Annotated in this window: 32 protein-coding genes; 12 read left to right on the forward strand and 20 right to left on the reverse strand. The window is 69.8% G+C overall.

All coding sequences use genetic code 11. The features are described from left to right. Positions 1–74: 74 nt before the first annotated feature. The 3 genes from ACFQ6X_RS27525 to ACFQ6X_RS27535 all read right to left on the reverse strand — a co-directional run bounded on the left by ACFQ6X_RS27525 (position 75) and on the right by ACFQ6X_RS27535 (position 1,942). A complete protein-coding gene (locus ACFQ6X_RS27525) occupies positions 75–617 on the reverse strand; it encodes an MOSC domain-containing protein (RefSeq protein WP_383185299.1) in 543 nt (180 codons plus the stop codon). Beyond that, positions 614–796: a hypothetical protein gene (locus tag ACFQ6X_RS27530; protein WP_329204354.1), complete on the reverse strand. Its 183-nt coding sequence runs from the start codon at positions 794–796 to the stop codon at positions 614–616. Before ACFQ6X_RS27530 ends, ACFQ6X_RS27525 begins: the two co-directional genes overlap by 4 nt. Positions 797–880: 84 nt before the next feature. Further along, positions 881–1,942, reverse strand: coding sequence for a fatty acid desaturase family protein (locus tag ACFQ6X_RS27535; protein ID WP_383185194.1), 1,062 nt, complete (start codon positions 1,940–1,942; stop codon positions 881–883). Positions 1,943–2,200: 258 nt separating this feature from the next. Here ACFQ6X_RS27535 and ACFQ6X_RS27540 point away from each other — a divergent pair, with 258 nt between their 5' ends. The 4 genes from ACFQ6X_RS27540 (at position 2,201) to ACFQ6X_RS27555 (ending at position 8,665) form a co-directional block, all read left to right on the forward strand. Beyond that, positions 2,201–5,104, forward strand: coding sequence for a DEAD/DEAH box helicase (locus ACFQ6X_RS27540; RefSeq protein WP_383185195.1), 2,904 nt, complete (start codon positions 2,201–2,203; stop codon positions 5,102–5,104). Beyond that, positions 5,101–6,396 (forward strand): SWF or SNF family helicase, encoded by a 1,296-nt coding sequence (locus ACFQ6X_RS27545; RefSeq protein ID WP_383185197.1) that lies wholly within the window; start codon positions 5,101–5,103, stop codon positions 6,394–6,396. The genes ACFQ6X_RS27540 and ACFQ6X_RS27545 overlap by 4 nt, the downstream gene beginning before the upstream one ends. A 114-nt stretch (positions 6,397–6,510) precedes the next feature. Further along, complete coding sequence (locus ACFQ6X_RS27550) at positions 6,511–7,869, forward strand: esterase-like activity of phytase family protein (protein ID WP_383185198.1); 1,359 nt, start codon at positions 6,511–6,513, stop codon at positions 7,867–7,869. A gap of 214 nt (positions 7,870–8,083) precedes the next feature. Then, positions 8,084–8,665 carry an N-acetylmuramoyl-L-alanine amidase gene (locus tag ACFQ6X_RS27555; protein ID WP_383185200.1) on the forward strand — a complete coding sequence of 194 codons (582 nt, stop codon included), beginning with the start codon at positions 8,084–8,086 and terminating at the stop codon, positions 8,663–8,665. Between the two features lie 44 nt (positions 8,666–8,709). On the opposite strand, the gene ACFQ6X_RS27560 is transcribed toward ACFQ6X_RS27555, so the two are convergent. From ACFQ6X_RS27560 to ACFQ6X_RS27620, 13 genes are all read right to left on the reverse strand, one after another. Continuing rightward, the gene (locus ACFQ6X_RS27560; RefSeq protein ID WP_383185202.1) at positions 8,710–10,377 is read right to left on the reverse strand and encodes an MFS transporter; all 1,668 of its coding nucleotides are present in this window, start codon (positions 10,375–10,377) and stop codon (positions 8,710–8,712) included. Positions 10,378–10,592: 215 nt separating this feature from the next. Continuing rightward, positions 10,593–11,261 carry a lytic polysaccharide monooxygenase gene (locus tag ACFQ6X_RS27565; RefSeq protein ID WP_383185204.1) on the reverse strand — a complete coding sequence of 223 codons (669 nt, stop codon included), beginning with the start codon at positions 11,259–11,261 and terminating at the stop codon, positions 10,593–10,595. A 116-nt stretch (positions 11,262–11,377) separates the two neighbouring features. Further along, entirely contained in the window at positions 11,378–11,533 is a 156-nt protein-coding gene (locus tag ACFQ6X_RS27570) for a DUF6131 family protein (RefSeq protein ID WP_383185301.1), read from the reverse strand. Between the two features lie 116 nt (positions 11,534–11,649). Continuing rightward, on the reverse strand, positions 11,650–11,928 hold the full coding sequence (locus tag ACFQ6X_RS27575; protein ID WP_383185205.1) for a gas vesicle protein K: 279 nt from the start codon (positions 11,926–11,928) through the stop codon (positions 11,650–11,652). Continuing rightward, complete coding sequence (locus ACFQ6X_RS27580; RefSeq protein WP_383185207.1) at positions 11,925–12,152, reverse strand: gas vesicle protein; 228 nt, start codon at positions 12,150–12,152, stop codon at positions 11,925–11,927. Before ACFQ6X_RS27580 ends, ACFQ6X_RS27575 begins: the two co-directional genes overlap by 4 nt. A 3-nt stretch (positions 12,153–12,155) precedes the next feature. After that, on the reverse strand, positions 12,156–12,992 hold the full coding sequence (locus ACFQ6X_RS27585; protein WP_383185209.1) for a GvpL/GvpF family gas vesicle protein: 837 nt from the start codon (positions 12,990–12,992) through the stop codon (positions 12,156–12,158). A gap of 19 nt (positions 12,993–13,011) precedes the next feature. Continuing rightward, positions 13,012–13,365: a gas vesicle protein gene (locus ACFQ6X_RS27590; protein WP_383185211.1), complete on the reverse strand. Its 354-nt coding sequence runs from the start codon at positions 13,363–13,365 to the stop codon at positions 13,012–13,014. Continuing rightward, positions 13,358–14,455 (reverse strand): SRPBCC family protein, encoded by a 1,098-nt coding sequence (locus tag ACFQ6X_RS27595; protein ID WP_383185213.1) that lies wholly within the window; start codon positions 14,453–14,455, stop codon positions 13,358–13,360. Before ACFQ6X_RS27595 ends, ACFQ6X_RS27590 begins: the two co-directional genes overlap by 8 nt. Before the next feature lie 6 nt (positions 14,456–14,461). Next, a complete protein-coding gene (locus ACFQ6X_RS27600; protein WP_383185215.1) occupies positions 14,462–15,496 on the reverse strand; it encodes a histone protein in 1,035 nt (344 codons plus the stop codon). 7 nt (positions 15,497–15,503) lie between these two features. After that, positions 15,504–15,758, reverse strand: coding sequence for a gas vesicle protein GvpG (locus ACFQ6X_RS27605; protein ID WP_383185217.1), 255 nt, complete (start codon positions 15,756–15,758; stop codon positions 15,504–15,506). Position 15,759: 1 nt separating this feature from the next. After that, positions 15,760–16,509, reverse strand: a complete 750-nt coding sequence (locus ACFQ6X_RS27610; protein ID WP_383185303.1) for a GvpL/GvpF family gas vesicle protein — start codon at positions 16,507–16,509, stop codon at positions 15,760–15,762. 2 nt (positions 16,510–16,511) lie between these two features. Next, positions 16,512–16,961: a gas vesicle protein GvpJ gene (gene gvpJ, locus ACFQ6X_RS27615; RefSeq protein WP_383185219.1), complete on the reverse strand. Its 450-nt coding sequence runs from the start codon at positions 16,959–16,961 to the stop codon at positions 16,512–16,514. A 33-nt stretch (positions 16,962–16,994) separates the two neighbouring features. Further along, positions 16,995–17,315 (reverse strand): gas vesicle protein, encoded by a 321-nt coding sequence (locus tag ACFQ6X_RS27620; RefSeq protein ID WP_383185221.1) that lies wholly within the window; start codon positions 17,313–17,315, stop codon positions 16,995–16,997. A gap of 125 nt (positions 17,316–17,440) precedes the next feature. Here ACFQ6X_RS27620 and ACFQ6X_RS27625 point away from each other — a divergent pair, with 125 nt between their 5' ends. Continuing rightward, a complete protein-coding gene (locus ACFQ6X_RS27625; protein ID WP_383185223.1) occupies positions 17,441–17,884 on the forward strand; it encodes a hypothetical protein in 444 nt (147 codons plus the stop codon). A 2-nt stretch (positions 17,885–17,886) separates the two neighbouring features. Then, complete coding sequence (locus ACFQ6X_RS27630; RefSeq protein WP_383185225.1) at positions 17,887–18,906, forward strand: PHP domain-containing protein; 1,020 nt, start codon at positions 17,887–17,889, stop codon at positions 18,904–18,906. An 8-nt stretch (positions 18,907–18,914) separates the two neighbouring features. On the opposite strand, the gene ACFQ6X_RS27635 is transcribed toward ACFQ6X_RS27630, so the two are convergent. Further along, positions 18,915–20,279: a PP2C family protein-serine/threonine phosphatase gene (locus tag ACFQ6X_RS27635; protein WP_383185227.1), complete on the reverse strand. Its 1,365-nt coding sequence runs from the start codon at positions 20,277–20,279 to the stop codon at positions 18,915–18,917. A gap of 158 nt (positions 20,280–20,437) precedes the next feature. Here ACFQ6X_RS27635 and ACFQ6X_RS27640 point away from each other — a divergent pair, with 158 nt between their 5' ends. The 4 genes from ACFQ6X_RS27640 to ACFQ6X_RS27655 all read left to right on the forward strand — a co-directional run bounded on the left by ACFQ6X_RS27640 (position 20,438) and on the right by ACFQ6X_RS27655 (position 23,013). Further along, complete coding sequence (locus ACFQ6X_RS27640) at positions 20,438–21,400, forward strand: iron-containing redox enzyme family protein (protein WP_383185229.1); 963 nt, start codon at positions 20,438–20,440, stop codon at positions 21,398–21,400. Between the two features lie 80 nt (positions 21,401–21,480). Continuing rightward, positions 21,481–22,167, forward strand: coding sequence for a HemK2/MTQ2 family protein methyltransferase (locus tag ACFQ6X_RS27645; protein WP_383185231.1), 687 nt, complete (start codon positions 21,481–21,483; stop codon positions 22,165–22,167). Then, positions 22,151–22,381 carry a CDGSH iron-sulfur domain-containing protein gene (locus tag ACFQ6X_RS27650; RefSeq protein WP_383185233.1) on the forward strand — a complete coding sequence of 77 codons (231 nt, stop codon included), beginning with the start codon at positions 22,151–22,153 and terminating at the stop codon, positions 22,379–22,381. The genes ACFQ6X_RS27645 and ACFQ6X_RS27650 overlap by 17 nt, the downstream gene beginning before the upstream one ends. A 194-nt stretch (positions 22,382–22,575) precedes the next feature. Next, complete coding sequence (locus ACFQ6X_RS27655; protein ID WP_383185235.1) at positions 22,576–23,013, forward strand: SRPBCC domain-containing protein; 438 nt, start codon at positions 22,576–22,578, stop codon at positions 23,011–23,013. 6 nt (positions 23,014–23,019) lie between these two features. On the opposite strand, the gene ACFQ6X_RS27660 is transcribed toward ACFQ6X_RS27655, so the two are convergent. Next, positions 23,020–24,258, reverse strand: a complete 1,239-nt coding sequence (locus ACFQ6X_RS27660) for an aromatic acid exporter family protein (RefSeq protein ID WP_383185237.1) — start codon at positions 24,256–24,258, stop codon at positions 23,020–23,022. Between the two features lie 126 nt (positions 24,259–24,384). On the opposite strand from ACFQ6X_RS27660, the gene ACFQ6X_RS27665 reads away from it, so the two are divergent. Both ACFQ6X_RS27665 and ACFQ6X_RS27670 read left to right on the forward strand, forming a co-directional pair. Beyond that, positions 24,385–24,603, forward strand: a complete 219-nt coding sequence (locus ACFQ6X_RS27665; protein ID WP_383185239.1) for a hypothetical protein — start codon at positions 24,385–24,387, stop codon at positions 24,601–24,603. Beyond that, on the forward strand, positions 24,600–25,241 hold the full coding sequence (locus tag ACFQ6X_RS27670; RefSeq protein WP_383185241.1) for an endonuclease: 642 nt from the start codon (positions 24,600–24,602) through the stop codon (positions 25,239–25,241). Before ACFQ6X_RS27665 ends, ACFQ6X_RS27670 begins: the two co-directional genes overlap by 4 nt. A 13-nt stretch (positions 25,242–25,254) precedes the next feature. Here the strand turns inward: ACFQ6X_RS27670 and ACFQ6X_RS27675 are convergent, their stop codons facing one another. Both ACFQ6X_RS27675 and ACFQ6X_RS27680 read right to left on the reverse strand, forming a co-directional pair. Then, a complete protein-coding gene (locus ACFQ6X_RS27675) occupies positions 25,255–26,004 on the reverse strand; it encodes a hypothetical protein (protein WP_383185243.1) in 750 nt (249 codons plus the stop codon). An 80-nt stretch (positions 26,005–26,084) separates the two neighbouring features. Then, positions 26,085–26,279: a hypothetical protein gene (locus ACFQ6X_RS27680; RefSeq protein ID WP_329204393.1), complete on the reverse strand. Its 195-nt coding sequence runs from the start codon at positions 26,277–26,279 to the stop codon at positions 26,085–26,087. Positions 26,280–26,319 lie beyond the last annotated feature (40 nt).

Raw genomic sequence — 26,319 nt, forward strand, 5'->3', positions numbered from 1 at the left:
CGGGAAGCCACGGGCCGGCCTGCGGGAGCAGGCGACCCGCGGACCAGCTACCCGAGCGGGCCGGACGAGAGGCCCTAGACCCGCTCCAGCGGACGGTGCGGCTCGGCGGGCAGCTCGGTCCTGACGGGGTCGCCGGGCCGCACGACTCCGCCGACCCTGACGATGCCCATGATCCCGGCCTTCCGGACGATGCCGCCGTCCTCGTCCCTCCCGACGACCTGCTTGAGCAGACCGTCCTGGAAGTGGTCGATCTGGAGGCACGGATTACGCAGGCCCGTCACCTCGACGACGGCCTCGTCGCCGAGGTGGAGCAGCGTGCCCGCCGGGAGGGCGAGGAGGTCGATGCCACCGGTGGTGACGTTCTCTCCCAGGTCACCGGGCGCGACGTCGAATCCCGCATCCCGCAGCTCGGCGAACAGCTCCTCATGGATCAGGTGTACCTGACGCAGGTTGGGCTGCGTCGGGTCCTGTGCCACTCGCGAGCGGTGTTTGACCGTGACTCCGGCGTGGACATCGCCCTCCACGCCGAGCCCGGCCAGCAGCGTGACGCTGCCCCGGTTCGGTTTGGTGAACGAGTACACGCCGTTGCTGCTGACGGCCACGACTGTGCTGTTCAGCGCCCTATCTCCTTGCGGCTGATCCTGCGGAGCCTGCGCCGCTGGGCCGGATCGAGCATCAGGTAGCCCACCGTGGGCACCCCGATGAGGACCAGCAGTGACCACCAGAATCCGATGAACGGAATCAGGATGACTGCCGCGACCACTCCCCCGATGGCGATCTTTGCACCGTTCGACATGATCCATGCCTCCTCCGCGGCCGGAGCCGCTCCTGGTGTGAGAACGCCTGCGACCGCCCATCGGTTCCAGCAGGCCGCTCCCGTCTAGCGCAGCGGTTCGCCGACCTCGTGCATGTGCTCCAGGGCCTGGCGGTAGGACTCGATGAGACCGGTCTCCGCGTACGGCATCCCGATCTCCCGGCAGTGGGCCCTGACCAGCGGCTGCGCCAGGCGCAGGTGGGGGCGGGGCATGCTCGGGAAGAGGTGGTGCTCGATCTGGTAGTTCAGGCCGCCGAGGAACCAGTCGGTGAGGACGGCGCCGCGGACGTTGCGCGAGGTGAGGACCTGGCGCTGCAGGTGGCCCCAGCGGTCGCCGTCCGGGTCGGGCATCTCCATGCCCTTGTGGTTCGGCGCGAAGGCCATGCCCAGGTGGAGGCCGAAGAGTGCGTGGTGCACGAGGGCGAAGACGACGGCCTTGCCCAGCGACATCGTGGTGAGCAGCAGCGTCGCGTACAGCGCGAGGTGGCCGGCCAGCAGCAGACCGGAGAGTGCGCGCTCTCGGACGGGCTGGCGCCGCAGGAACTGGAAGCCGTAGATCTTGAGGGCGATGCCCTCGAGGAGCAGCATCGGGAAGAAGAGCCGCGCCTGGTTACGGGTGAGCCAGCGGGCGAAGCCCTCGCGCTGTGCCGCCTGCTTCTGCGTCCACACCAGGGCGCCGACCCCGACGTCGGGGTCCTTGTCGATGTGGTTGGGGTTGGCGTGGTGGCGGACGTGCTTGTCGTTCCACCAGGCCTCGTTCATGCCGAGGAGCAGGTTGGCGTGGATCAGCCCGACGCTGCGGCTCGCCTTGCGGTTCCCGGATATCTGCGCGTGGCCGGCGTCGTGCCCGAAGAAGGCGGTACGGGTCCACAGGATGGCCAGCGGAAGGGCGAGGAAGAGGGTCCACCAGGTGTCTCCGAGGAACACCATGCCGGTGATGACACCCCCGAGGGCGACCAGGTTGGCGGCGATGCCCGCCGCGTACCAGCCGGTGCGGCGCTCCAGGAGTCCCTGGCTCTTCACGGCCTTCAGGAGCGGTGCGAAATCACTGCCGGAGGCCTGGGGAGCTCCCGGGCCCTCCGATCCGTCACGGGTGTGCTGCGCAACGGTGGCTACCGCCTGGGGCATGACGTCTCCGGTTTCTGGGCATCTACGCTGACCTCGTCAAACGTACGGATGGCGGGCCTGCGGCTGCCATGGCGTCACCACCCGGGAAATACGGGGGCCAGCCCCCTCCCCCCGTGGTGGTGCCGGCTGCACCTCAAGCCTCAGAAGGCAGAAATGAGTGAGGTGGCTCACTGTGCATTTCTCCCGGAACGGGCCGTGGATGGAGTACCCTCGGCGACCCCGGGCTCACTAGTCAAATTTGAGGAATCTGACATCGCTGTGCACAGGCTCCCTGCGGCAACAACACATGACGAGATCGTTGAACTGTCCCGCTGCTCCGCAGTCTTCCTCCCCGCAGATCCGGCCCGTACCGGCCTGATCGCGTTCTGGAACCCGGACGGTAGCACCCCTCCCGGTGGTCCAGGGAGTTCGACGGAGCTGACGGTCGTCGGCAGCGACGCCCGCCCCTGCACCGTGCAGGCGTTGGCCGTGCCGGTACGCGACGCGCTGCCCGTTCTCACACGGGCGCGCGCGAGCACGCACGCCTCGGCCGCGACGGCGTTCTGGGGCGCCGCCGCGATGCTCGCTCTTCAACTCGTCGCGCGCGGGCTGCTCCTGCCGGGACTGAGCCCTGGCGACAACGACGCGTGGCGCGCCGGCCCGCTGACCGCCGACGACCTGGACCGGATCAGGGTCCTGGCGGCTTCCATGCCTCCCACCGCCCACGCGGTTCCGCTCGACGCGGCAGCGGATCCGGTCATGCTCGCCGAGCCCGAGCCGCTGCTGCGCTCGTTCCTCGATGCCGTCGCCGACGGACTGCCCCGCACCCCGGCCGCCGAACTCCTCACGGGCGGGCCCGCGTTCGCGGCCACGGCCGCCCAGCACCTGCCCGGGCTGCGGCCGTGGGCGGCCGATGTGGCCGCCGGGCACGACGCGGGGGTCCGGCTCTCGCTGCGCATCGAGGTGCTGGGGCTCACCGGGGCGGCCGACACGGCGGACGGTACGGACGCACGGCCCTCGTTCCGTGCGGTCCTGCAGATCCACAGCGTCCAGGATCCCGCCCTGGTCGCCGACGCGGCCGACGTGTGGGCAGCACGCTCCCCCGGCGCCTCGTTGTTCGGCCCCCGGGCCCGCATGGACGCCTTGTTGGCACTGCGCCGCGCCGCCCGCGCCTGGCCCCCACTGACACCGCTGCTGTCGGCCGCCGTGCCGGACGTGGTCGAGCCGGCCGACGAGGAGATCGCGGAGCTGCTGGGACCCGCGGCCCGTGCCCTCGCCGCGACGGGAGTTCAGGTGCACTGGCCCAAGGAGCTCGCCAGGAAGCTCACCGCACGCGCGGTGATCGGCCCCTCGGGCACGTTCGGCCAGGACGACGAGGAGGGTGGGGCCGGCCGCCCCGCGAGGACCGAAACGGACACACCCTCGCTCATGTCCGCCGACGCGCTGCTCGCGTTCGACTGGCGGTTCGCACTCGGGGACCGGAAGTTGAGCCGCGAGGAGCTCGACCGGCTCGCCGAGGCGGGCAGGCCCCTGGTCAGGCTGCGCGACCAGTGGGTCCTCATCGACCCTGAGGAGGCCCGGCGCGCCCGGGAGGCGCAGGACCGCAAGGTCACGCCCATCGACGCCCTCGGCGCCGTGCTGACCGGGACCGCCGACATCGGCGGACGACAGGTGCAGGTTTCGGCGACGGGCTGGTTCGAGGACCTGCGTGCGCGGCTCGCCGACCCGGAGTCGCGGGACCTGCAGACGGTCGGTCAGCCGGCGGCCCTCGCCGCGAACCTGCGTGACTACCAGCTGCGCGGCCTGAACTGGCTGCACACCATGACGTCGCTCGGCCTCGGCGGTTGTCTCGCCGACGACATGGGGCTCGGCAAGACCATCACCCTGATCGCTCTGCATCTGCACCGGCAGGGCATCGAGCGTGCCGCCGGGCCGACCCTCGTGGTGTGCCCGACCTCCCTGATGGGCAACTGGCAGAGGGAGATCGAGAAGTTCGCCCCGGGCACGCCGGTGCGCCGCTTCCACGGCGCGGCGCGTTCCCTGGAGGGCCTGGCGGACGGCGAGTTCGTCCTCACCACGTACGGCACGATGCGCCTCGACGCGGCACGGCTCGCTCAGGTGTCGTGGGGCATGGTCGTCGCCGACGAGGCCCAGCACGTGAAGAATCCGCACTCGGCAACGGCCAAGCAGCTGCGGACGATCGGTGCCGGAGCCCGCGTCGCGCTCACCGGTACCCCGGTCGAGAACAACCTCTCCGAGTTGTGGGCCATCCTCGACTGGACGACGCCCGGGCTGCTGGGCAGGCTCGGTACGTTCCGTACCCGGTACGCGGGCGTGGTCGAGGGCGGCAACGACCCTGCGGCCGGCGAGCGGCTGGCGGCGCTGGTGCGTCCGTTCCTCCTGCGGCGCCGCAAGTCCGACCCGGGTATCGCCCCGGAGCTGCCGCCGAAGACGGAGACCGACCGCGCGGTGTCACTGACGGCGGAACAGACCGGTCTGTACGAGGCGGTGGTGCGGGAGACCCTCGCCGAGATCTCCGGCGCCGACGGCTTCGCGCGCCGCGGACTCGTCATGAAACTGCTGACGGCGCTCAAGCAGATCTGCAACCACCCGGCGCAGTACCTCAAGGAGGAGCAGCCCCGGATCGCGGACCGTTCGGGCAAGGTGGAACTGCTGGACGAGCTGCTCGACACGATTCTGGCCGAGGGGGCGAGCGTGCTGGTGTTCACCCAGTACGTGCAGATGGCGCGGCTGCTCGAACAGCATCTGGCCGCCCGCGGGGTGCCCACCCAGTTCCTGCACGGTGGCACGCCCGTCGCCGCGCGGGAGGCCATGGTGAACCGGTTCCAGGCGGGCGGTGCCCCGGTGTTCCTGCTGTCGCTCAAGGCGGCGGGTACGGGGCTCAACCTCACCCGGGCCGGGCACGTGGTGCACTTCGACCGCTGGTGGAATCCGGCCGTGGAGGCGCAGGCCACCGACCGTGCGTACCGGATCGGGCAGACCCAGCCGGTGCAGGTGCACCGGCTGATCGCCGAGGGAACCATCGAGGACCGGATCGCCGACATGCTGGTCCGCAAGCAGAAGCTGGCGGATGCCGTCCTCGGCGGGGGCGAGGCGGCGCTGACGGAACTGACCGATGCCGAACTGGCCGACCTGGTCGAGCTCCGAGGGGGCGCACGATGAACGACGTTGACGGACCGGAGCGTACGTTTGCGGCCCTCCCGCCCGCACACGGCAGGGGATTCGCGTCGTCCTGGTGGGGACAGGCGTGGCTGAAGGCGCTGGAGGACACCGCGCTCGACGGTCAACAGCTCAAGAAGGGCCGCAGACTGGCCCGCGAGGGCAGGGTCGGCGCGGTCTCCGTCCGGCCTGGCCGGATCACCGCGGTCGTACAGGACCGCGACTCGACCGCGTACCGGAGTGATGTGCTCCTCCAGCAACTGACCGAGGCGGAGTGGGACCGCTTCCTGGACATGGCGTCGGAGCGGTCCGGGCACATCGCCGCGCTGCTGGACCGTGAGATGCCCCCTCATCTGGTGGAGGACGCGGCGGCGGCCGGGGTCGAGCTGCTGCCGGGGATCGGCGACCTGGAGCCCGAGTGCAGTTGCGAGGCGTGGGACCACTGTCCGCACACGGGAGCCCTGTGCTACCAGGTGGCGCGGCTCCTGGACCAGGACCCGTTCGTACTGCTGCTGCTGCGGGGACGTGACGAACGGCGGCTGCTCGACGAGCTCCAGGTGCGCAGCACCGCGCGTGCGGTCCACGAGGCGGACGGTGCGGATCCGGAGCCGGACTCCCTGGCGGGTCAGGGTCTCCCACGCGGCGTCCGGGCCGACGAGGCGTTCGCCGCGCGGGACATCCTGCCGCCCCTGCCCCCTCCCCCGCCGCTGCCTGCGGAACCGGGTCTGCCGCCGTCGCTGGACTCGGAGACGGATCCGGTGCCGGGCGTCGATCCCGCCGCTCTGGAGGTACTGGCGGCGGACAGCGCCGTACGGGCCTTCGCGATGCTGGCGGACGCCCTGTCCGAGGGTCATGAACGGCAGCCCGTGGCAATCGGGCTGACGCCGGGACAGGACGCGGTCCGGCTGGCTGCCGGCACCCGGCCGGACGAGCAGGTGTCCGCCCGCCTCGCCTCTGCTTCGGGACGGCAGCGGGCGGACCTCGACGCCGCTGTGCGGGCCTGGCGGTACGGCGGGCCGGCCGCGCTGGCGGTGTTCGACGAGGAGTGGCTGCCGGGCCCGGAGGAGCTCGTGCGGGCCCGTGCGCAGCTGGCGGCCGCGTGGGAGGAGGGCGAGGGCCCGCAGCTGCGCGCCGCGAACAACCGCTGGACCGCGACGGCCTCCGGTGCGCAGTTGCGGTACGGGCGTGACGGGCGCTGGTGGCCGTACCGCAAGGAGCGGGGCCGGTGGCTTCCGGCCGGGCCGGCGGACGACGATCCGGCGGGCGCGCTGGCCGGGGCCCTGTCCGACGCCTGAGCGGCCGTCGCGTTCCTCACCTGCTGTCCCCACGTTCAACTCGATGTCACCGGGCGTTGAGCGTGGGGGCGGAGCCTGACGACCGACCGAGCGTCAGTGTCACCAGGAGGCCCCATGTCCGCGCGCGTTGTCCGTCGTTCCCTTGCTGTCGGGCTGCCGCTCGCCCTGCTGTCCACGGTCTGTGTCGCGGCGACCGCGGCCGGTTCGCAGGACGGCCACGGGCCCGGTGGCCGCCCCGAGCGCACGGCGCGGGTCACCGGCAGTGCGGTGCTCGGCGATGTACCGCTGGCCGCGTTCAGTAACGGCCTCCTGCCGGGTACGGTCTCCGACGACCGGGACGTGATGCTGGGCGGCATCGGCAGCGACCTCTTCCCCACTGGCCGCAGGGGCGAGTTCTGGACGGTGACGGACCGCGGTCCTAACGGTCAGATCAAGGTCGACGGGCAGAAGCGGCGCACCTTCCCCGTTCCGGGCTTCGACCCCGCGATCGTCAGGATCCGCGTCGACGGCAAGCGGATCGAGGTGCTGGACTCCTTGCCGCTGACGACGCGTTCCGGCAACGCGGTGACGGGTCTGGCGAACCAGGCGAGCCGCGACGAGGCCCCGTACACCTTCGACGCGCAGACACCGCTCGCGTACAACCCGAACGGGCTGGACACGGAGGGCATCGTCCGTGCCGCGGACGGTTCGTTCTGGCTGGTCGACGAGTACGGTCCGTCGCTCGTCCATGTCTCCTCGCGCGGCCGTGTCCTGACGCGTTACGTACCGCGGGGCCTGCGGCTCGAGGGCGCGGACTACCGCGTCGTCGAGGCGCTGCCCGGCGTGCTGCTGCACCGCAAGATCAACCGCGGTTTCGAGGGCCTGGCGCTGCTGCCCGGCGGGGACCTGGTGCTCGCCGTACAGAGCCCGCTCTCGCTTCCGGACGAGGACGCGGGCGAGGCTTCCCGCAACGTGCGGTTCCTTCGCTTCTCGACGAAGAAGCAGAAGGTGACGGCGGAGTACGCCTACCGCTTCGACCCGGTCGAGGTCGTCGACCCGGGCGAGGACGACACGTCCGAGCTGAAGATCTCCTCGGTCGTCGCGATCGGCCGCGACAGCCTGCTGGTGGAGGAGCGCACCGACAGGTCGGCCCGGCTGCACAGGGTGACGCTGCCCGACGGTTCCGGCATCCTGGGCTCGGTGTGGGACGACCCGGCGACCTCGCCCGCGTACGAGGAGCTCGACGATCCCTCCGCATCCGGGGTGCGGGTGCTGCGCAAGAGCCTGGTCGTCGACCTCGGCACGGTCGCGGGCGTGCCCGGCAAGATCGAGGGGGTGGCGGTCACGGGCCGCGACACCCTGGCGCTCATCAACGACAACGACTTCGGGATGACGGACGGCGCGGAGGCCTTCGACGCGAACGGCCGACTGGTGGACAGCGGCATCGAGACCTCGGTGACCCTGCTCAAGCTGCCCCGGCCGCTGACCGGTTGATCCCGCACGACACACCACCACCGGGCGCAGCCGTCGGTCCCACGACGGGCTGCGTCCGGTGCCTTTTCGCGTGCGTGAGCCGTGTCCGCCCGTTCACGGGATGTCGCCCTCTTCCTTCGTCCGTATCGGAGCCCTACGGTGAGTCGGCCGGTTACTCTGCCGTACATCGGACGGCCCGTCACGGACTACGGACGTCTCCCGGACAGGAGTGTCGATGCGCCGCAGAAGGATTCTCCAGAGTGCAGCCGTCACAGCCGCCGCGGCCCTCTTACCGGCATCGGTGAGAGCAGCAGCCGCCCCCACCGGCGACACGGACTACCCGTCGGCCCACTGGGCTCCGGCTTCCTCTTCCAACTACACGGCGTCGAGCCGGCCTTCGGCGTACCCCGTCGACTTCGTCGTCATCCATGTCGCCCAGGAGACCTTCGCCGACACCATCGGCATCTTCCAGAATCCGGCCAAGAAGGTCTCGGCCCACTACGTGGTGCGCTCGGGGGACGGATACGTGGCCCAGTGCGTACGCGAGAAGGACATCGCCTGGCACGCGGGGAACTGGGACCGCAACACCCGCAGCATCGGCATCGAGCACGAGGGCTGGGTGGATCAGCCTGCGTACTTCACACATGCCATGTACGAGCAGTCGGCCCGGCTCACTGCGAACATCTGCGACCGCTACGGGATGACCAAGGACCGTGCGCACATCATCGGTCACCACGAGGTCCCGGGCAGCGACCACACCGACCCGGGCGTCAACTGGGACTGGGTGCGCTACATACGGCTCGTCAACCTGCTGTGACCCCACCGGGCCCGCCGGCGGGGTCACACCTGCTCAGCCGTGCCTCAGCCGCCCGGGTCCCGGTCCGTGGCCGCGTCTCCGTCCCCGCCCCTATTCCGTACCGGGGCGGGAGCGCCCGTAGCACTGTCCGGCCGGCCTTCCCCCGGAGCCTCCTCGCCACCCAGCTCGGCACCCGGCATCATCGCGCCGCCGCGCAGGCGTTCCAGGTCGGACGCACGGACCTGGATGACGAACAGGGCGATCAGTGCGGCGACGACGGCCATGACGGCAGCGACGACGAACGCGCTGGAGACTCCTGAAGCCAGCACCTCGTTGCCCCAGGGGGCCGGGAGTTCGCCCGTCCTGCGGAACTCCAGCTGCTGGGCCGGAGTCGACTCGGCCAGGAAGCTCGGCACCTGATCGGTGGCCTCGTTGCGACTGGCCGTACCGAAGACCGTGACCAGAATGGACAGCCCCAGGGAACCGCCCACCTGCTGGGTGGCGTTGAGGACGCCGGACGCCGCTCCCGCCTCGCGCGGCGCCACTCCGGAGACGGCCATCAGCGTCAGCGACACGAACTGCATACCCATACCGAAGCCGAAGACCAGCATCGGGCCGAGGATGCTCCCCAGGTAACTGCTGTGGATGTCGGTGAACGTGAGCCAGCCGAGTCCCAGAGCCGCCAGGATGGCGCCCACCACCATGAAGGGCTTCGGCCCCCACTTGGGCAGCAGCTGCGAGGCGATCCCCGCGCTGATGGCGATGACCACGCTGATGGGGAGGAAGGCGAGCCCCGCCTGCAGCGGACTGAAGTCCAGGATGTTCTGCACGAAGAGCGTAAGGAAGAAGAACATGCCGAACATCGCCGCCGCCAGGCTCAGCATCATTCCGTAGGTGCCGGCGCGATTGCGGTCGCGGAACATCTTCAAGGGGGTGATGGGCTGCTTCGACCGGCTCTCGACGGCAAGGAACAGACCGAGGAACACCAGAGCCGCGAGGAACGAACCGATGGTCAGGCTGTCGCTCCAGCCGTCCTCCGAGGCGCGGATGAAACCGTAGACGAGGAGCACCATTCCGATGGTGGAAGTGAGCGCACCGAGGACGTCGAAGTGACCCGGATGGCGTTCGGACTCCCTGATGTAGCGGGGCGTCGCAAGGGCGATCAGCAGGCCGATGGGCACATTCACGAAGAAGACCCATCGCCAGTCGAGCCACTCCACCAGGATCCCGCCCGCCAGCAGCCCGATCGCGCTGCCGCCCGCGGAGACCGCGGCGAACACACCGAACGCCCTGTTCCGCTCGGGTCCTTCGCGGAAGGTCGTGGTGATGAGCGAGAGCGCGGTCGGGGAGGCGATCGCACCGCCGACGCCCTGCAGCGCACGGGCTGCGAGCAACTGCCAGGAATCCTGGGAGAGTCCGCCCAGCAGCGAGGCGAACACGAAGAGAAGGACGCCGAAGATGAAGACTCTCCGGCGTCCGAGGATGTCGCCCAGCCGACCGCCGAGCAGCAGCAGTCCGCCGAAGGTCAGCGTGTAGGCGTTGATGACCCAGGACAGGCTCTCGGTCGAGAAGCCCAGCGAGGTCTGGATGTGCGGAAGTGCGATGTTGACGATGGTGATGTCGAGAACCACCATCAGCTGGCACGAGGCGATGACGAACAGCGCCATCCCCTTGCCGCGGCCCCGCTCCGGGGATTCGGCAAGTGTCGAGGTATTCGCCGGTGAGTCCGTCATAGCAGTTCTGCGTTTCGAGCGGTACGCGCCCTGTTCGGGCGATTAGTGAACGGAAACGTTCACCCATCGACCGTAGGCCGAACGGGCGTTCCTCGCCAATCGAGCCCGGCGGGCCCCTCGCAGCGGTGGGCGACAGGCGTCGCGGATCCCGCCGGCCGGCGGGATCCGCGCGCGAGGTCCCACCGGACAGGGGGATCCGGCGGGACAGGTGTGCGTCAGACGAAGTTCACGTCGCTGCACAGGAAGTACGTCTGGTCCATGTGTGAGGCCTGCCAGATCGTGTAGACCACGTGCCGGCCGCTGAGGCCGGAGGTGCTCACCGGGATCTCGTAGTTCTGGCTGGGGCCGTAGCTGCCGGTCTCCGCGACCAGCTGGAGGTCGCCCCAGGTCAGCGGCTGGGCGGCAGGGTCGAAGCCCTGTTCGGTGACGTAGACCTTGAAGTAGTCGGCGCCGTGGCTGGCCTGGTCGTACAGCTTCACGGTGAAGTTGCCGCCGATGTTCGTGGTCTTCCAGGCACCCACCGTGTCCAGAGAGTTGTAGCGGCCGCTCTCGGTCCGGCCGCCGCTGCACAGCTGGCCGTCGGGCACCGCTGCCGGGAAGTTGCCGCCCGAGCCGTTGCGGTACAGCCCGTTCCAGTTCCACATGGCGTTCGGGTCGGCCTGCCACGCCTGCCAGCACATGGGGTCTTCCTGCGCCATGGCGGGGTTCTGGAAGTCACTGCCCCAGCGCAGCCAGCAACCGTAGTTGCGGGAAGCCGGGTCGATCACGGAACCGTGGGCGTTCGCCGTCCCGGTCCACGGGAGCAGACACAGCAACGCGGCAACGAACACGCCGCCCAGGCGAAGCACCCAGGCGCCTAACTTGAAGTGATCATGACAATTCATGCTCGATCTCCACCTTCGGGAGTGGGGGGATTCACCGGCGTGGGAGCGCTCCCGCGCCACTTGGGCTTTGCCCGGCCGCTCGTGGTTCAAACCAGGCGGGGCACTCGGCCGGGAGCTCACCAATAGTGCTTGCGGCCGCCGACCGCGTGACCCACGGCCCCCAGGAGCCACAGAGCGAGCCCGATGACCAGCAGGATGATGCCGATGGTCCACAGGACGCCCAGCCCGGTCGCCAGGCCGAGGATGAGGAGAATTGCTCCAATGATGATCATCGCTTCCTCCGATCGTGCGGCTTTCACCTCGAAGTAGAAGCACTTGCGTGCATATGCCTGGAGCACGTGCATTGCCCACCACAAGCTCTCACTCCGATGCGCCGGGGCCGATCCCGTCAGCCACGCGGCAGAAGCGTTCCCAGTGGCCCCAGGTCGAGGTTGAGGTCCTCGGGCCGCACGCCGTGCTGCTCGCACAGTTCGTTCATGCGCTGGTCGAGCAGCATGAGCGTGGTACCGATCTCGTCGACCTGCTGATCGGTGAGGTCCCCCTGATCGATGCGGCGAATGGCCTGGCGCTCCATCAGCTGCCTCAGCAGTTCCACCACGGTCAGCACGAGAGCGACGAGGTCGTGCCCGAGCTGTTCCGAATCCACGTCGACCCGTGAGGCGGTCACAGCGGACCTCCGTCGGCCCATGGAGACGGGATCCGCTCGTTGACGGACGACAGCAGGGCATGGAGCGACAGCCGTACGAGCGGCACGTCCGCGATCGCGATCACCAGGTCTCCACTGATCACCACACCGGTCGCCAGCAACCGGTCCAGCAGGTCGACGAGCGGTACACCGATGGGGCCGGTCAGCGGCTCGGGATTGTTCCAGGGCACGACATCGTGCGCCATCCGCTACACCTCGCCGACGAAGGAGTAGGGAACCCAGGGCCCCGACAGCTCGATCCGCGCGCCGGTGCTGTCCTGGAGCGTCCTCGCCAGCGTCTCCAGCTCGCCCGTCCGGCGTTCCGCGACCAGATACGTCGCGTTGAGCACCTGGACCCGGTGATCGCCGGCCAGTTCGGGGCTGTGCGGCCGCAGCCTGCGGGCAGCCGCCGCCACCTTCTGGAATTCCGCGTCCACCGTTTCCGCCATGCGGAGAGCCTCTTCCTGTCGCTGTTCGCGCCGGGCCTGCATTCCTCGTTTGCGGTCCAGATAGGCCAGGCCGGCTCCTGGAGCCGGCCTGGCCCGGTCGGCGGGCCCGGCCGGCCGGGAAGAAGCGCTGCTCACCTTCTCCGCGGGGCGTTCCGTGTCCTGCGCGGGACGTTCCGCCGCGTAGACCTTGACCCCCCATTCCGAGTGGTCCGCGGTTCGGGCGAGCGCGGCACGGAAGCGCCCGGCCTCACCGGTGAGCGCCAGCCCGGCCCGCTCCTCGTCGTGGTAGAGGGTGGCCAGCGGCAGCGGAACGGTGGGGCAGGCTGCCGCGGCGGCCGTCACGACGTGGTGGTGCGCCCGCGCGTAGCGTTCGAGCTCGATCGTGTCGGACAGGCGGGCCTGCCAGGCTTCGTCGGCGAAATCGGCCGCGCGAACGGTCTGGACCACGGCCGTCAGCTCCCCGAACGGCAGGGTCCGTACCGGCGCGTCCGCGGCGACGCCCGGCAGATCCGCGACCGCGGCCCGAACCGGGGCCGCGCACACAGCGAATACGTAGATGGCGTTGCCGTCCGAAGATTCGGCTCCCGACTCCGTCATGTGACTCGGTTCTCCTTGCTCAGTGCCTGGCCGCTGCGTCGTGCCCCGCCGGTAGTTCGTCCGCCTTCGACTCGAATGCCTCCAGGCGTTCGCGGAGTTCGCGGTTCTCGTCCTGGAGCGCATTGCGGGCGGCGTGCGAGCTCAGTGCCGGATCCGTCTCCCACCAGTCGATGCCGGCCTTCTTCGCGGTGTCCACGGACGCCACGAACAGACGGAGCCGGATGGTGAGCAGTTCGATGTCGAGCAGGTCGATCTTGATGTCGCCGGCGATGACGATGCCCTTGTCGAGAACGCGTTCGAGGATGTCGGCGAGGTTGGTCGTCTGAGGTCCGGGGACTTGGTATCCGTTCTGCACAAGGTCCGTGTCAGTCACGGCTGCGCCTCCGGTTTCGGCGCTTCTTGGGCGCGGGGGCCTCCTCCTCGGGCTCCTCCTCAGGCTCCTCTTCCTCTTCTTCCTCGGGCTCCTCGTCCTCCTCCTCGGGCTCCTCTTCCTCCTCCCACTCCCCGTCGCCCTCGTCGTCGTACTCCTCGTCCTCGGGCTCCTCGTCCTCCTCTTCGTCGCCCTCCTCGGGCTCTTCCTCCTCGTCCTCGCCTTCCTCTTCGTCGCCCTCCTCGGGCTCTTCCTCCTCGGACTCCTCTTCCTCTCGTTCCAAGGCGTCCTCGTGGCTCTCCACCACTTCGCCGTCGCGGATCTCGCCACGCCAGCCCTCGGGCTCTTCCTCGGTGAGCGTGACGTACCGCTGGAAGTGCTTGAAGTCCAGCCTCATACGGCGCCCCTGGGCGCGCCACAGGTTGCCCGTCTTCTCGAAGAACCCGGAGGGGTAGTACTCCACCACCAGGACGATCCGTGTCAGCTTCGGAGCGATTTCGTGGAAGCTGACAGCGCCACGGGTGGTGCCCTTCGCGCCTTCGGAGGTCCAGACGATCCGCTCGTCCGGCACCTGCTCCTGGACGGTCGCCTTGAAGCTGCGGGAGGACGGGCCGACCTTGACCTTCCAGTCGCTGGTCACCTCGTCACTCGTCGAGACGTCGCGCACGCCCTTGGCGAAGCTGCTGAACTTGTCGTACTGCGTCCAGTAGTCATACGCGTCCCGCAGGGACACACCCACATCGAGGACCTCGATGATGCTCGTGATCTTGCTGCCGCTGGACTTGCGCTTGCTCTTTCCTCCGCCGAAGGCTTGCTTGGCCTTGTCCACGACGTTGTCCTTGACGCCTTTGGCCTTTTCCGATACGAACGCCTTCACCGGTGATTCGCCCTGCAGGACACGGGAGCCGATCGCGGGGAGCGAACCCCCGTTCTCCGCAACGTCCGTGAGCTTCCCCGTGACGTCGGTCAGTTTTCCGCCGGCCTTCTCCGCAAGTTTCTCCACCTGCGCGCTGAGAAAGTTCGACGCCTCTCCGCGAAGCCGGTCCATGCCCGACTCCTCGGCCTCCGGCTCGTCTCTGTCCGTCCTGGCCATGACTGGCTACCTCCGCCGTTCGGTGCGCTTGGACGCGGCTCGCTTTGATGACGTGGCCTTCTTGGCCGGGGCCCTCTTGGCCGTGGACTTCTTGGCGGGTGCCGACTTCTTGGCCGTGGACTTCTTGGCAGCTGCCGACTTCTTGGCGGGAGTCGACTTCTTCGCAGCCTTCGACCCCGCAGCGGACTTCTTCGCCGGGGACGTCTTCTTCGCGGCTGCCTTCTTCGCCGGAGCCGACTTCCTCGCTGCGGACTTCTTCGCCGGAGCGGCCTTCTTCGCCGGGGCGGTCTTCTTCTCAGCGCTCTTCTTCGCCGGGGACGTCTTCTTCGCAGCGGCCTTCTTCGCAGGAGCCGCCTTCTTCGCAGGCGTCCGCTTGGCGGGAGCCTTCTTTTCCGGAGCTCTCTTTGCCGGAGCCTTCTTCGCCGCCGACTTCTTTGCTGGAGCCTGCTTCGACGGCCGCCTCGAGCCGCGGGACCTGCTCGGCTGCGGCTCCTCTTCGTCCTCTTCTTCGGCTTCCTCGTCCTCGTACTCGTCCTCGTCCGGCTCCTCCTCGAACTCCTCTTCCTCGTCCTCGTACTCCCCCTCGGGTTCTTCGTCTTCGTCCTCGTACTCCCCCTCGGGTTCTTCCTCTTCGTCCTCGTACTCCGCCTCGGGCTCTTCCTCTTCGTCCTCGTACTCCGCCTCGGGCTCTTCCTCCTCGTACTCCTCCTCTTCCTCCTCCTCGCCCTGGTCCGTGAGCCGGGCCGTACGGTCGCTGAGCGCATCAGCGAGCGTGTTCATGCCTCGGTCCGCTGCGGCTGTCAGGGCCTTTCGGCCCGACTCGAGGACCTCACCCTTCAACTGCTCCTGCAGTTCGGCGAATTGAGGCACCTCCCCCAGCCTGCGCATCCCTTCGGCGGCGAGCTGGCGTGGTTCCAGACCGAACCGCCTGCCCGCCAGGTAGGTCGCGATGGTGATCGCCAGACGGCCCTTCTTCGTACGGCCGAGCACATATCCGCCGACCACCGCGGCCGCCAGAGTCACCTTGGTCTGGTCTTCCATGAGTCAGTCACCTTCGATCGTTCTGCACGGAGCGGGCCCGAGCGACGTGCAGCCGTTCGAGCAGCTCTTCCTCTTCCCGTTCGAACTCCTGCAGGCTGACGTTGCCGTCCTCGAGCTCCTGGTTCAGCGCGGCCAGTTGGGCACGGAGCACACCGGGGTCGTGCATCTCGCGGTCGGCTTGTTCGTTCACCTTCTCCGCCACCCAGATCACTCCGCGGACCGGTGCGAGAGGGAGCAGGAGAATCCCGCTGATCAGCCCCATCTCAGCGCCCCGCCACCGGTGTGCGGGCCGGCTGGGAGGAGACGAAGCTGTAGCAGGGCAGTGGTCCCGCGACCCGGAGATCGACGAGCGCACGGTGGGTGTCCGCGAATTTCTGCGCCTCCGCCCGGAAGCGGTCGCTGTCGCTCCGGTCAATGAGGAACGAAACGTTCAACGCGCATCCGTGGACCTCCGGCCCTGCTGCCACCGCCCGGGCCATGGGCGTCAGCGTGCGCACGATCTTCTTGCCTGCGTCCGCAGCCCTGCGCGACAGGGCGATGGCAATGGCCTCCCCCAGCCGGACACTCGCCTCGTAGCCGGGGCGCCGCCGCACTTCCTCCCGGAGCCGCCGTACCTGGTTCTCCTCGGCCACGACCGCCGCGAGTGCGTCCTGCGCCGGAAGGGCCTTGAGGTTGATCTCGACACCGTCGGTGAGGTGGCGCAGGGAGGCGAGATGGGCTTCCCGTGATGCGCCCAGTTCTCTGCGCACCGTATCCTCGTCCGCCGCGACCATTCCGAAGCGCATGGGGAGCACGGGGCCGATGTCAGCAAGGCCCATCAACAGGTCCTGGTGGGCCATGAGGTCCCGCCGTCGCGCGCGGAGCTGCGGCGGAGCATCGCTCACCACAGCGGTGACCGGGCCTTCACCGATGAGCCGCAGCGCGGCCGGCGGACTCCCCACACCGACGGCCTTGCGCGGGAGCGATACGCCCGTCGGGACGATTGCGTAGACGTACACGCCGGTCGGTGTCACGTTCATGCCTCCGCGCGTCGTCGTTGGCTCCCGCTACGTGCGGGCGCCCGGCGCTTCCTGGGCCGCTCCTGCTGCTCTTCCTGCTCGTCATCGTCGTCGTCACCGCCGCCCACCGCCTTGCGGACGCTGTCTCCGACGGACTCCGCGGCCTTGCGTACCTTCCGCTTGCCGACGGACTTGGCCGCACCCATGCCGAACAGCTCCGGGACGGTCCTGCTGCCCGAGTCGCGCTCCAGGTCAAGGCGGTTGCACGCCTCGGCGAAGCGCAGATACGTGTCCACGCTCGCGATCACGATGCGTGCGTCTATCTTGAGGATCTCGATGCCGACCAGCGAGACCCGGACGAACACATCGATGACCATCCCCCGGTCGAGGATGAGTTCCAGAACGTCGTAGAGGGTTCCGGCACGCGGCGGGCACGGCGCTACTTCGTCGGCGTACATGGTGGTCATGGAGTTTCCTTCCGGCTGATGGGGCAACACGGGTCACTCGTCGGCGGCGCCCCGTCGGTACCGGCGGACCCTGCTGTACTCCAGGAGCTCGCCGTCCTCGTCCAGCTGCACCTCGTAGGAGGCGAGCAGACTCGTCGTGTCGGGGATGCGCTCGACTTCCAGCACATCGACCACGACGCACCATCCGTCCTCGCTCCGCCGCACCGCGGACACCCCCTCCGAGGGATGGCCGATGAGCCGTTCCAGGCTCTGACAGGCAACACGGGCGGCATGCTCGGGGCCTCGCCGGGACGAGGGGCGCGAAGCTGTCGCCTTCTTTGCGTGCCCGGCGCGGGTGCGCTGTTTCTCTGCCATGGGATCCAGTCTCACGACAGCGGGGCTCCGCGCATCTCGGGCGGCAGGCCGACGAGGGCGCAGTCCTCACCCCATCGGCCCGCCGACAGGACGAAGTCGGCGGGCAGGGGTGCACAGTCGTAGTCATGCGTGAGACACGTGAGGAGAGCGGGCCCGGTGAGGGACACGTGCGCCCGCCGACTGTAGGGGACACCACCGTGGAAGCCCTCGGGGCGCTGACCGAAGCGCTGGAGACGGTGGAGCGGGCCCGGGGCCGCCTCTACGACTTCCATCAGCTGACCGGTGGCGCGGACCTCACCCTGGACCGGGCGGTGGAACTGCTCCGGACGGCCGGTCACGCGGCCCACGCAGACCTCGTGGAGCGCGAGATCCTGGGCCGCAACGTCATCCCCGGCTGCTGGACCTACCAGGTCGTCGAGGCGTACAACACGACCTACTACCGGCCGTTCGTGGAGGTCGAGGCCCGGGTGCGGCAGGACCTCCTGGCCGGGCGGCAGCACCTGTACGAGGCGGAGATGAAGGCAGCCCGGCGTACCCACGGGCACCCCGACCACACCGCCGGGCTCTGACCGTGGAGGCGTCCACGGCCCTGCGCCGGATCGCGTTCCTGTTGGAGCGGTCCCAGGCTGCCACGTACCGGGTGAAGGCCTTCCGCACGGCTGCCGATGCGGTCACGGCCATGGACGGGGACGAGCTCGCGAACCGGGTGGCACAGGGCTCCCTGGAGTCGGTTCGGGGCATCGGCCCCCGGACTGCGGAAGTGATCCGGGAGTCGATGGCCGGTGGGACGCCCCGGTACCTGGAAAGGCTGGAGGAGGAAGCTTCGGAGCCGCTCGCCCAGGGGGGTGAGCCGTTGCTTGCGGCCCTGCGCGGTGACTGCCATACGCACTCCGACTGGTCCGACGGTGGGAGTCCGATCCCGGAGATGGGCAGGGCCGCGGCGGAACTCGGCCACGAGTGGACCGTGCTCACCGACCACTCCCCCAGGCTGACCGTGGCCAACGGGCTGTCTCCGGAGCGTCTTCGCCGTCAGCTGGACGTGGTCGCGGAGCTGAACGAGCAGTGGGCGCCCTTCCGACTGCTCACCGGAATCGAGTGCGACATCCTGCTGGACGGCTCCCTCGACCAGGAGCCCGAGCTCCTGGAACGCCTCGACGTGGTCGTCGTCTCGGTTCATTCGAAGCTGCGTATGGACGCGGCGGCGATGACGAAGCGGCTCCTCGCGGCCGTACGCAATCCTCACGCGGACGTGCTCGGGCACTGCACGGGGCGTCTCGTGGGCAAGCGGACCCGCCCGGAGTCGCAGTTCGACGCGGACGAGGTCTTCGCGGCGTGTGCGGAGGCGGGGACCGCGGTCGAGATCAACTGCCGGCCCGAACGACTCGATCCTCCACGCCCCCTGCTCAGGCGGGCGGTCGCTGCCGGGGTTCTCTTCTCCATCGATACGGACGCCCACGCACCGGGTCAGTTGGACTGGCAGATCTACGGCTGTGCGCGGGCGGAGGAGTGCGGGGTCCCGGCCGACCGTGTCATCACCTCATGGACGGCGGACCGGCTGTTGGAGTGGACGCGGGGGAAGGCACCCGGCTGACGGCGTCGTCATTCCGCGGTGGCGGTGGCGGGGCCGGCAGCAGGTGCGGCGATACGGACCGCGATCAGGGCAACGTCATCCGTACCGGCGGCCGCGAGTCCGTTGAGCAGCTCGTCGCAGAAGGTCTCCAGGGGCTCGCGCGCCAGTGCCGCGGCGTGCCGGCGCAGTCGGGCCAGGCCCTGGTCCAGCACTTCGTCACGGCGCTCGACCAGGCCGTCGGTGTAGAGCAGGACGGTCGAGTTCGCAGGAAGCACCTCCTTGTCGTCCTGGCGGTGCTCGTCCGGATCGACGCCCAGCATCAGGCTCCTGCCGCCGTCCAGGAAGCGGGTCGCGCCGTCCGAGGTCACCAGGAGCGGCGCGGGGTGGCCGGCCACGGCGTAGTGCAGCTGCCAGGGGCCGTCGGCGACCGGCTTCTCGACCAGGGCGTAGATGCACGTCAGCGTCTGGTGCGGGTAGAGGATGTGGGTGGCTGCGTCCAGCCGCGCCAGGATCTTGCCTGGTGGCTCCTTCCGGTCGCAGGCGATGCCCCGGAGCATGTTGCGCATTTGGCTCATGGTCACCGCGGCGCGCAGGTCGTGGCCCGCCACATCTCCGATGATCAGCGCGGTGGCGCCCTCGGGCAGCAGGAACGCGTCGTACCAGTCGCCACCGACCTGCGCCGTGGCGACTGCCGACTGGTACCGGGCGGCGAGCTCCACGGGCCCCTCGGCCGGCAGGTCGGGCAGGAGTGAGCGCTGCAGGCGCTCGGCGGTGTGCTGGGCCTCGAAGTGCAGCCGTGAGTTGTCGACGGCCAGGGCGACCCGGTGGGCGAGGTCCTCGACGAGGGAGAGCACGTCTTCGTCCAGCGGGGCGTCGCTCGTTGTCCGCACGAGCATGATCACCCCCAGCACCTGACGGCGCGTCCGCAACGGAGCAACGACCGCGGTGTCCGCTGTCATGCGGTCGAAGAGTTCGAGTTCGCGCGCGTGCAGCGGGTCGGCGGCGCGGTCCGGCGGCGGAAAGTCCGTCAGGAGCGTCGGGCCGGCGTCCTGCAGGGCCCGTGCCACCGCCGCGGCGGAACCCTCGGTCGGCGGGAGGAGTCCCTCGTACAGGCCTGGCGAGAGCCGGTCGGCGTCGCGGTGCTCGACGACGATCCTGCGCAGTCGGCCCCGCCGGTCCACCAGGTCGACGGCGCACCAGTCGGCGAGCCCGGGCACGAGTGTGTGGCACAGCCGGCGCAGGCCGGTCTCCTCGTCCAGGGTGCCGGCCAGTGCCTCCGCCGCGTTGCTCAGCAGCGTCAGCCGGTCCAGCGCGTACCGGACCTTGCGGTCCACTTCGTCCGCGGCGTCACCGTCCGGCGGATCGCCGCCGTGGAGATCCCGGTCAGCGCACATGCGTGCTCCTTCGAGCGGGACGGGGTTCCCGTTCCTTCCCCGATTGTCTGCCTGACGGGCGGGCCCGGCATGCGCCGGAAGGCTGCGGCGGGACCTCCGGCGTACAGTCGATCATGATGCCTGTGTGGTTTCCGTAGGTGACGGGGCAGGAGGTGCCCATGTCCGATCAACGCACTGGACCCTCTCTTCCGCGAACGCGTGGCCCGGTGTCGGCGGGCGTGGTCGGCTTTCTGCGCGGTGACGCGCCTCTGCCGGATCCCGGCTCCGCCGGGGACACCGATCCGTACGGCGAGGATCTGCATCTGGCTCTGTACGTCTGCTACGAGCTGCACTACCGGGGCTTCGCCGGCGTGCGGCCGGAGCTGGAGTGGGATCCGGGTCTGCTCACCGTCCGCGCCGAGCTGGAGGACCGTTTCCTCGCGGCGCTGCGCCGTGACGCCACAGGAACGGCCGATCTCGACGAGGTACTGGCCGGGCTGCTGGTGGAACCGGTCCACGGGACCGGGGTCTCCTGGTTCCTGCAGGACCGGGGCGAGCTGCGGCACATGCGGGCCTACGCGGTGCAGCGCTCCCTCTACCACCTCAAGGAGGCCGACCCGCACGCCTGGGTGCTGCCACGGCTGAGCGGACGGGCCAAGGCTGGCATGGCCGCGATCGAGTACGACGAGTTCGGAGGCGGACGTGCGGACCGCGTCCACGCCCGGCTCTTCGCCGACCTCATGACCGATCTGGGTCTCGACAGCACCTACGGCCGGTATCTGGACGACGGCTGCGCAGAGATGCTGGCCCTGGTGAACCTGATGTCGCTCTTCGGCCTGCACCGGCGGCTGCGCGGGGCCCTGGTGGGGCATTTCGCCGCGGTCGAGATCACCTCCTCACCCGCTTCCCGGCGTCTGGCCCACGCCATGAAGAGAACGGGTGCGGGGCCTGCCGCGGAGTTCTTCTACACGGAACACGTCGAGGCGGACGCGGTCCACGAGCAAGTGGTGCGCCGTGACGTCATCGGCGGGCTGCTCGACGACGAACCGGAACTGGCGGCCGACATCGCCTTCGGTGTCACCGCGACCTCCTGTCTCGAGGACCGGCTCGCGGACCGGCTGCTGGCGGACTGGAAGGTGTGATCCAGCCGCTCCCTCACAGGGATCCGCGGAGACATGGAGCGGGATCCACCGAGTCGTTCCACGAAGGCAAGGGGTTCGGAATGTCCGCAGAACTGACCGAGAAGCCGATGCGTCCGGCCCGGCTGCTGACACTCCCCGGCGTGTACGCGCCGCAGCACGACACACGCCTCCTCATGGCGGCACTGGACCAGGAGGAGATCGGCCCCGGCACCGACGTCCTGGACCTCGGCACGGGCAGTGGCGCGCTCGCCCTGCACGCGGCACAGCTGGGGGCGCGGGTGACCGCCGTGGACATCGCGTGGCGGGCCGTGGCGACCGCGCGGCTCAACGCGCTGCTGCACCGTCGCCGCATGACCGTGCAGCGCAGCGACCTCCTGTCCGCACTGCCCGGCAGGTCCTACGACCTGGTGATCTGCAATCCGCCCTACGTCCCGTCCCCCATCGGCCGGCTACCGGATCGCGGTTCCGCGCAGGCATGGGACGCCGGGTGCGACGGGCGCGCGGTCCTCGACCGTGTCTGCGCCGCGGCTCCGGCGGCGCTGCGTGCCGGCGGTCGCCTGCTGATGGTCCACTCCGGCCTGTGCGACAGCGACGCGACCCTGCGCCGCCTGTCGGACGCCGGCCTGCACGCGCAGGTGCGCGACCGTGCCCGCGTACCCCTCGGGCCCGTGCTGCGGTCCAGACTCCGTTGGCTGAGGGAGTCGGGCCTGGTGGGCCGGAACGACACGACCGAGGAATTGGTGGTCATCCGTGCCGAACACCCCTGAACGTCCCCGCAGGATCTCTGTCGACGACGAAGGCCCTCTGCTCGTCGAAGGGCCCGTGGAAGTCATGTGTGCCGACGGCCGCGTGGCCGTGTCGAACCGGTTCGTCGTCGCCGTCTGCACCTGCCGGCGGAGCCGGATGTACCCGTGGTGCGACACCAGCCACCGGCGCCGCACGAACCGCGATACGGATGCCCCCGCCTCCCGGCCGGGGTGAGCTCGTCGTGGCAGGCAGCGGCCTGCCGGCCGAGCGAGACAGGGCCCGAGCCTGTTCACCCGTATGGCGTAGGGCGTGCCGCCGACGACGGCTCCCGGCCCCGCCTCGCCGAGCGAGAAGGCCGGACCGGGCGGGCCGACCTACGCTGGGAGTGCGGGTAGGGACGACCGCACGCCAGAAGCCGGGAGGAGCTCATGGCTGTACGGCACAAATTGATCAGGCGGAGCACGGAAGCGGTCTGGGCGGTCCTGTCCGACGGGGAGCGCTACGACCGGTGGGTGGTCGGCACAGCCGACTCCCATCCCGCGAAGGGCCGGTGGCCGGAAGTCGGTTCCACCATCGCGTACCGGGTCCGAATCGGACCCTTCGAGCTGGACAACGAAACGGTCGTACGCCGATGCGAAGCGCCGCGGGTCCTGGAACTCGAGATTGACAGCGGACATCTGGGCACGGCGCGGGTCGCGTTCGATGTCCGCCCGTGGGGCGACGACACCCTGCTGATCGTCGACGAGCACCCCTTGCGGGGCGCGGGCGCCGCGCTGCACAACGCGGCCCTCGATGTAGTCATCCAACTGCGCCACCGAGCCATGCTCAACCGGCTGGCCGAGGTCTGCGAGGACGGGGAAAGCTGAGGCCCCTCAGACCTCCGCCCGCGGCCTGGTCTGCGTCGCCCCGCGCAGTCGGCGGAGCACCGACTGGATACGGGGATGACGCTCGTGCATTTCCGCGGAGTGGCGGTCGAGCTCCTCACCGAGGCGTTCCGTGCGCTTGCCGATGTCGAGTTCGTCGAGGATGCGGTCGATCTCGGCGAGCAGGGCTCCGTGCAGCTGCCACTGCCTCGGGTACTCCTGAACGTCCTCGAGCAGCAGGTCCGCCACCCGGTCGCGGGTCGTGCGACTGCGGTCGAGTGCCTCGGCGAGGCGCTCCTCGGCCTCCTCCCCGCTGGCGGCGATCGGGGTCGTGATCATGACCGCGAAGCCCTCGATCGCGTCCGACATGTGTCCGAACAACTCACGCAGGGAAACGGCGACGTCCTCGGGGAAGAGTGACTCGTCCGTGCGCGCCTTGGCCAGGTCGGTCAGGGTGCGGGTCAGCACACGGAGCACCACGGCGCAGATCTCCAGGGTGTCGAGTCCGGTGCGCAGCACCACGCGGTACAGCATCCCCTGCCGTACCCGGGGGTTGAGCATCAAGCTCTCCTCGGCCTGCCGCAGCGAGGCGTCCACCTCCACGATGTCGTGGTCCAGCCTGCGTGCTTCGTGCAGGCGTGCTGCGGCCTCCGGCACGGGGTGGTTTCCGCCGATCTCCTCGCCCAGTGCCCTGAACATGCTGCCCATCCGCTCCCCCAGGCCGCCGATGGAGACGCCCGCCGTCTCGACCCAGACGGGCGGCGCGAACAGGAGATTGAACAGGAGTCCGACCCCTGCCCCGATGAGCGTCTCGAACACCCGCTCCCAGGCGGTGTCGGCGACCTGTGCGACGCCGAGAACGAGCATCGCGCTGATGGCCACCTCGGGTACGAACTCGTTCACGCGGACGAAGCGCCCGATCAGCAGCGAAGTGAAGATCGTCAGGCCCAGACTCCACCAGCTCAGCCCCACCAGGGAGCTGAAGCCGCTGGCGATCAGCACTCCGACGACCACCGAGTTCACCCGTCGGATCCCGGTGGTGAGCGTGGCGTAGAGCGTCACCTGCACCACGAGCAGAGCCGTGAGCGGAGCGGTCAGTGGCGCCGGATGGGGCTCTGGCAGAACCGCCTCGGCCACGGCGAAGGCGATGACGGCCGCGGCGGTGGACCGCAGCAGCTGCGCCGCGGCGGGCTCGGTGGTGCGCTGCACGAGTTTGATGACGGGCGCGGGCGCAGTTACTCCAGGCATTCCTTGACGGTGCCCCGAACCGGGGTGCCGCAGCGCTTCGGAGGGCAGGCAGACTCCGTACGGAGGTACCCGCGCCCCTCCAGGACCTGCGATGCGGGGCGGGCACTGCGGGGGGATCGTGGAGGTATGGCTATCTCACACACTCCCCCGGTCTCCCTGGCATCCGCGCGCACCCGCATGCCCCCGGGCGAAACGCCGCCCGGTGAAGGGTGCATCAGCGAAGCACACGTCGAACGTGCGGACGGCGGCATCTGGGAGCATCCAGCGTTCTGGGCCGCAGTGGTGCTGCTCGGCTCCGCCGTCGTCGCCGGGTACTTCATCGCGCGCATCTTCGGCTTCACATGAGTGACCGCGCGACGCTGGACGCTCTGCTGGAACTGCATGGCACCACGTACGCGGACGAGGCGGGTATCCGGCTGCGCGACACCCCTCAGCCCCTGTACCGGCTCCTCGTGTTGAGCGACCTGCTGAGCGCCCGTATCCGCGCCTCGGTGGCGGTGGCCGCGGCCCGGGCGCTGTACGCGCACGGGATGCGCACCCCGCGCCGGATGGCGGACGCGACGTGGCAGCAGCGTGTCGACGCGTTGGGCGAGGGCGGGTACCGCCGCTACGACGAGCGGACGGCGACCCAGCTCGGGGACGGTGCCGTCCTGCTGCTCACCGGTCACGGCGGAGATCTGCGTCGCCTCCGCCGGGACGCCGATGGTGACACCGGCGCTCTCCGCACCATGCTGCAGCGCTTTCCCGGGGTGGGTCCCACGGGGGCGGACATCTTCCTGCGCGAGGTGCAGACGGTGTGGCCGGAGACGGCCCCCTACCTCGACGCGAAGGCGCTCCAGGGCGCCGAGCGGCTGGGCCTGCCCACCTCGCCGGCCGGGCTGGCACGGCTGGCGAAGGGCCGGGATCCCGCAGTGCTCGCCGCAGCTCTGGTGCGGACCGCTCTGGACAAGGACGTCGCGGCCTCGGTCCGGGCGGAGGCCTGAGGAAACCGGCGCGTCAGCGCGGCGGACGCGGCTTGCCGGGCTTGGTCGAGCGGCCTTCCAGGAGCGCGCGTCTGATCTGGGCAGCGGTCTCCCTCGCATGGGCCGAGGTCGAGGTGCGGTCGGCCACGGAGGTGACGAACCGGTGCGTGGGGCGCAGGCACTGTCCGCACGGCGTGTCGGTGGTGACCATGTAGCCGTCCTCGCACTGCGGGTTCGTGCAGTGGCCCGGGCTCAGCAGCGCTTCGGCGACCTCCTGCGCGGTCCAGCGGCGCCGGCCGTCCTCGTCCTTCTCCTGGAGGGCGTGCGCCCAGCGGACGTTCCACCGGCGCTCGAGGCGGTCCAGGAGCTGGTCGGGGGTCCGCCGGGCGAGTTCCCGGTGGATCAGTTCGTGGACGGACTGCGGGGTGCGGTGGCCGAGTGCCTGGACCAGCGGTTGCGGGAGTGCCTGCAGGATGTAGTTCACCGGGTCGGCGCCGGCCCGCTCGCGCCACTTGCGGCATACACAGGGGCCGGCGAGGGGCAGCTGTCGCTGGCACCGGCCGCACATACCGCGGCACTCGGCGCAGAGGCCGTCGTCGAGCCCGTCCAGGTGGGGGGCGGGAGCGCGGCCGCAGTCACGGCAGCAGGAGGCGCAGGGACCGCAGAGGCGTTCGTCGCCCAGCTTCGTCGTCCACTGCCGCTGCTGGCAGCGGCAGCAGAGGGCCGTGTTGCAGTACTCGTGGTGGGCGGCGCCCGATTGCCGTCCGGGTGGCGGAAAGGACATTGCTGCGTTCCCTCACTGGTCCGGTGCGGCGCTCTGCCACGATCAGCCGCCATTCTCCCGCACCCGGACGGTGCGTGGGGTCAGGGCTTCAGACCGCTGACGACGTTCGCGGTGGCGGCGATCCCCTCGTGGATGGTGGGCGCCATGCTCGTACCCGCGAGGAAGAAGCCGAGCAGGGCGCAGACGATCGCGTGCGAGACCTTGAGTCCTCCGTTGCGCAGGAAGATCACTGCAAGGATCAGCAGGAGCAGCACCAGTGAGATCGAAATGGCCATGGCCAACCTCCTCCGCCGCGCCGGAATTGCGGCATTCGGC

Source organism: Streptomyces sp. NPDC056452 (assembly GCF_042796085.1).
In the GTDB taxonomy this organism is placed as follows: domain Bacteria; phylum Actinomycetota; class Actinomycetes; order Streptomycetales; family Streptomycetaceae; genus Streptomyces.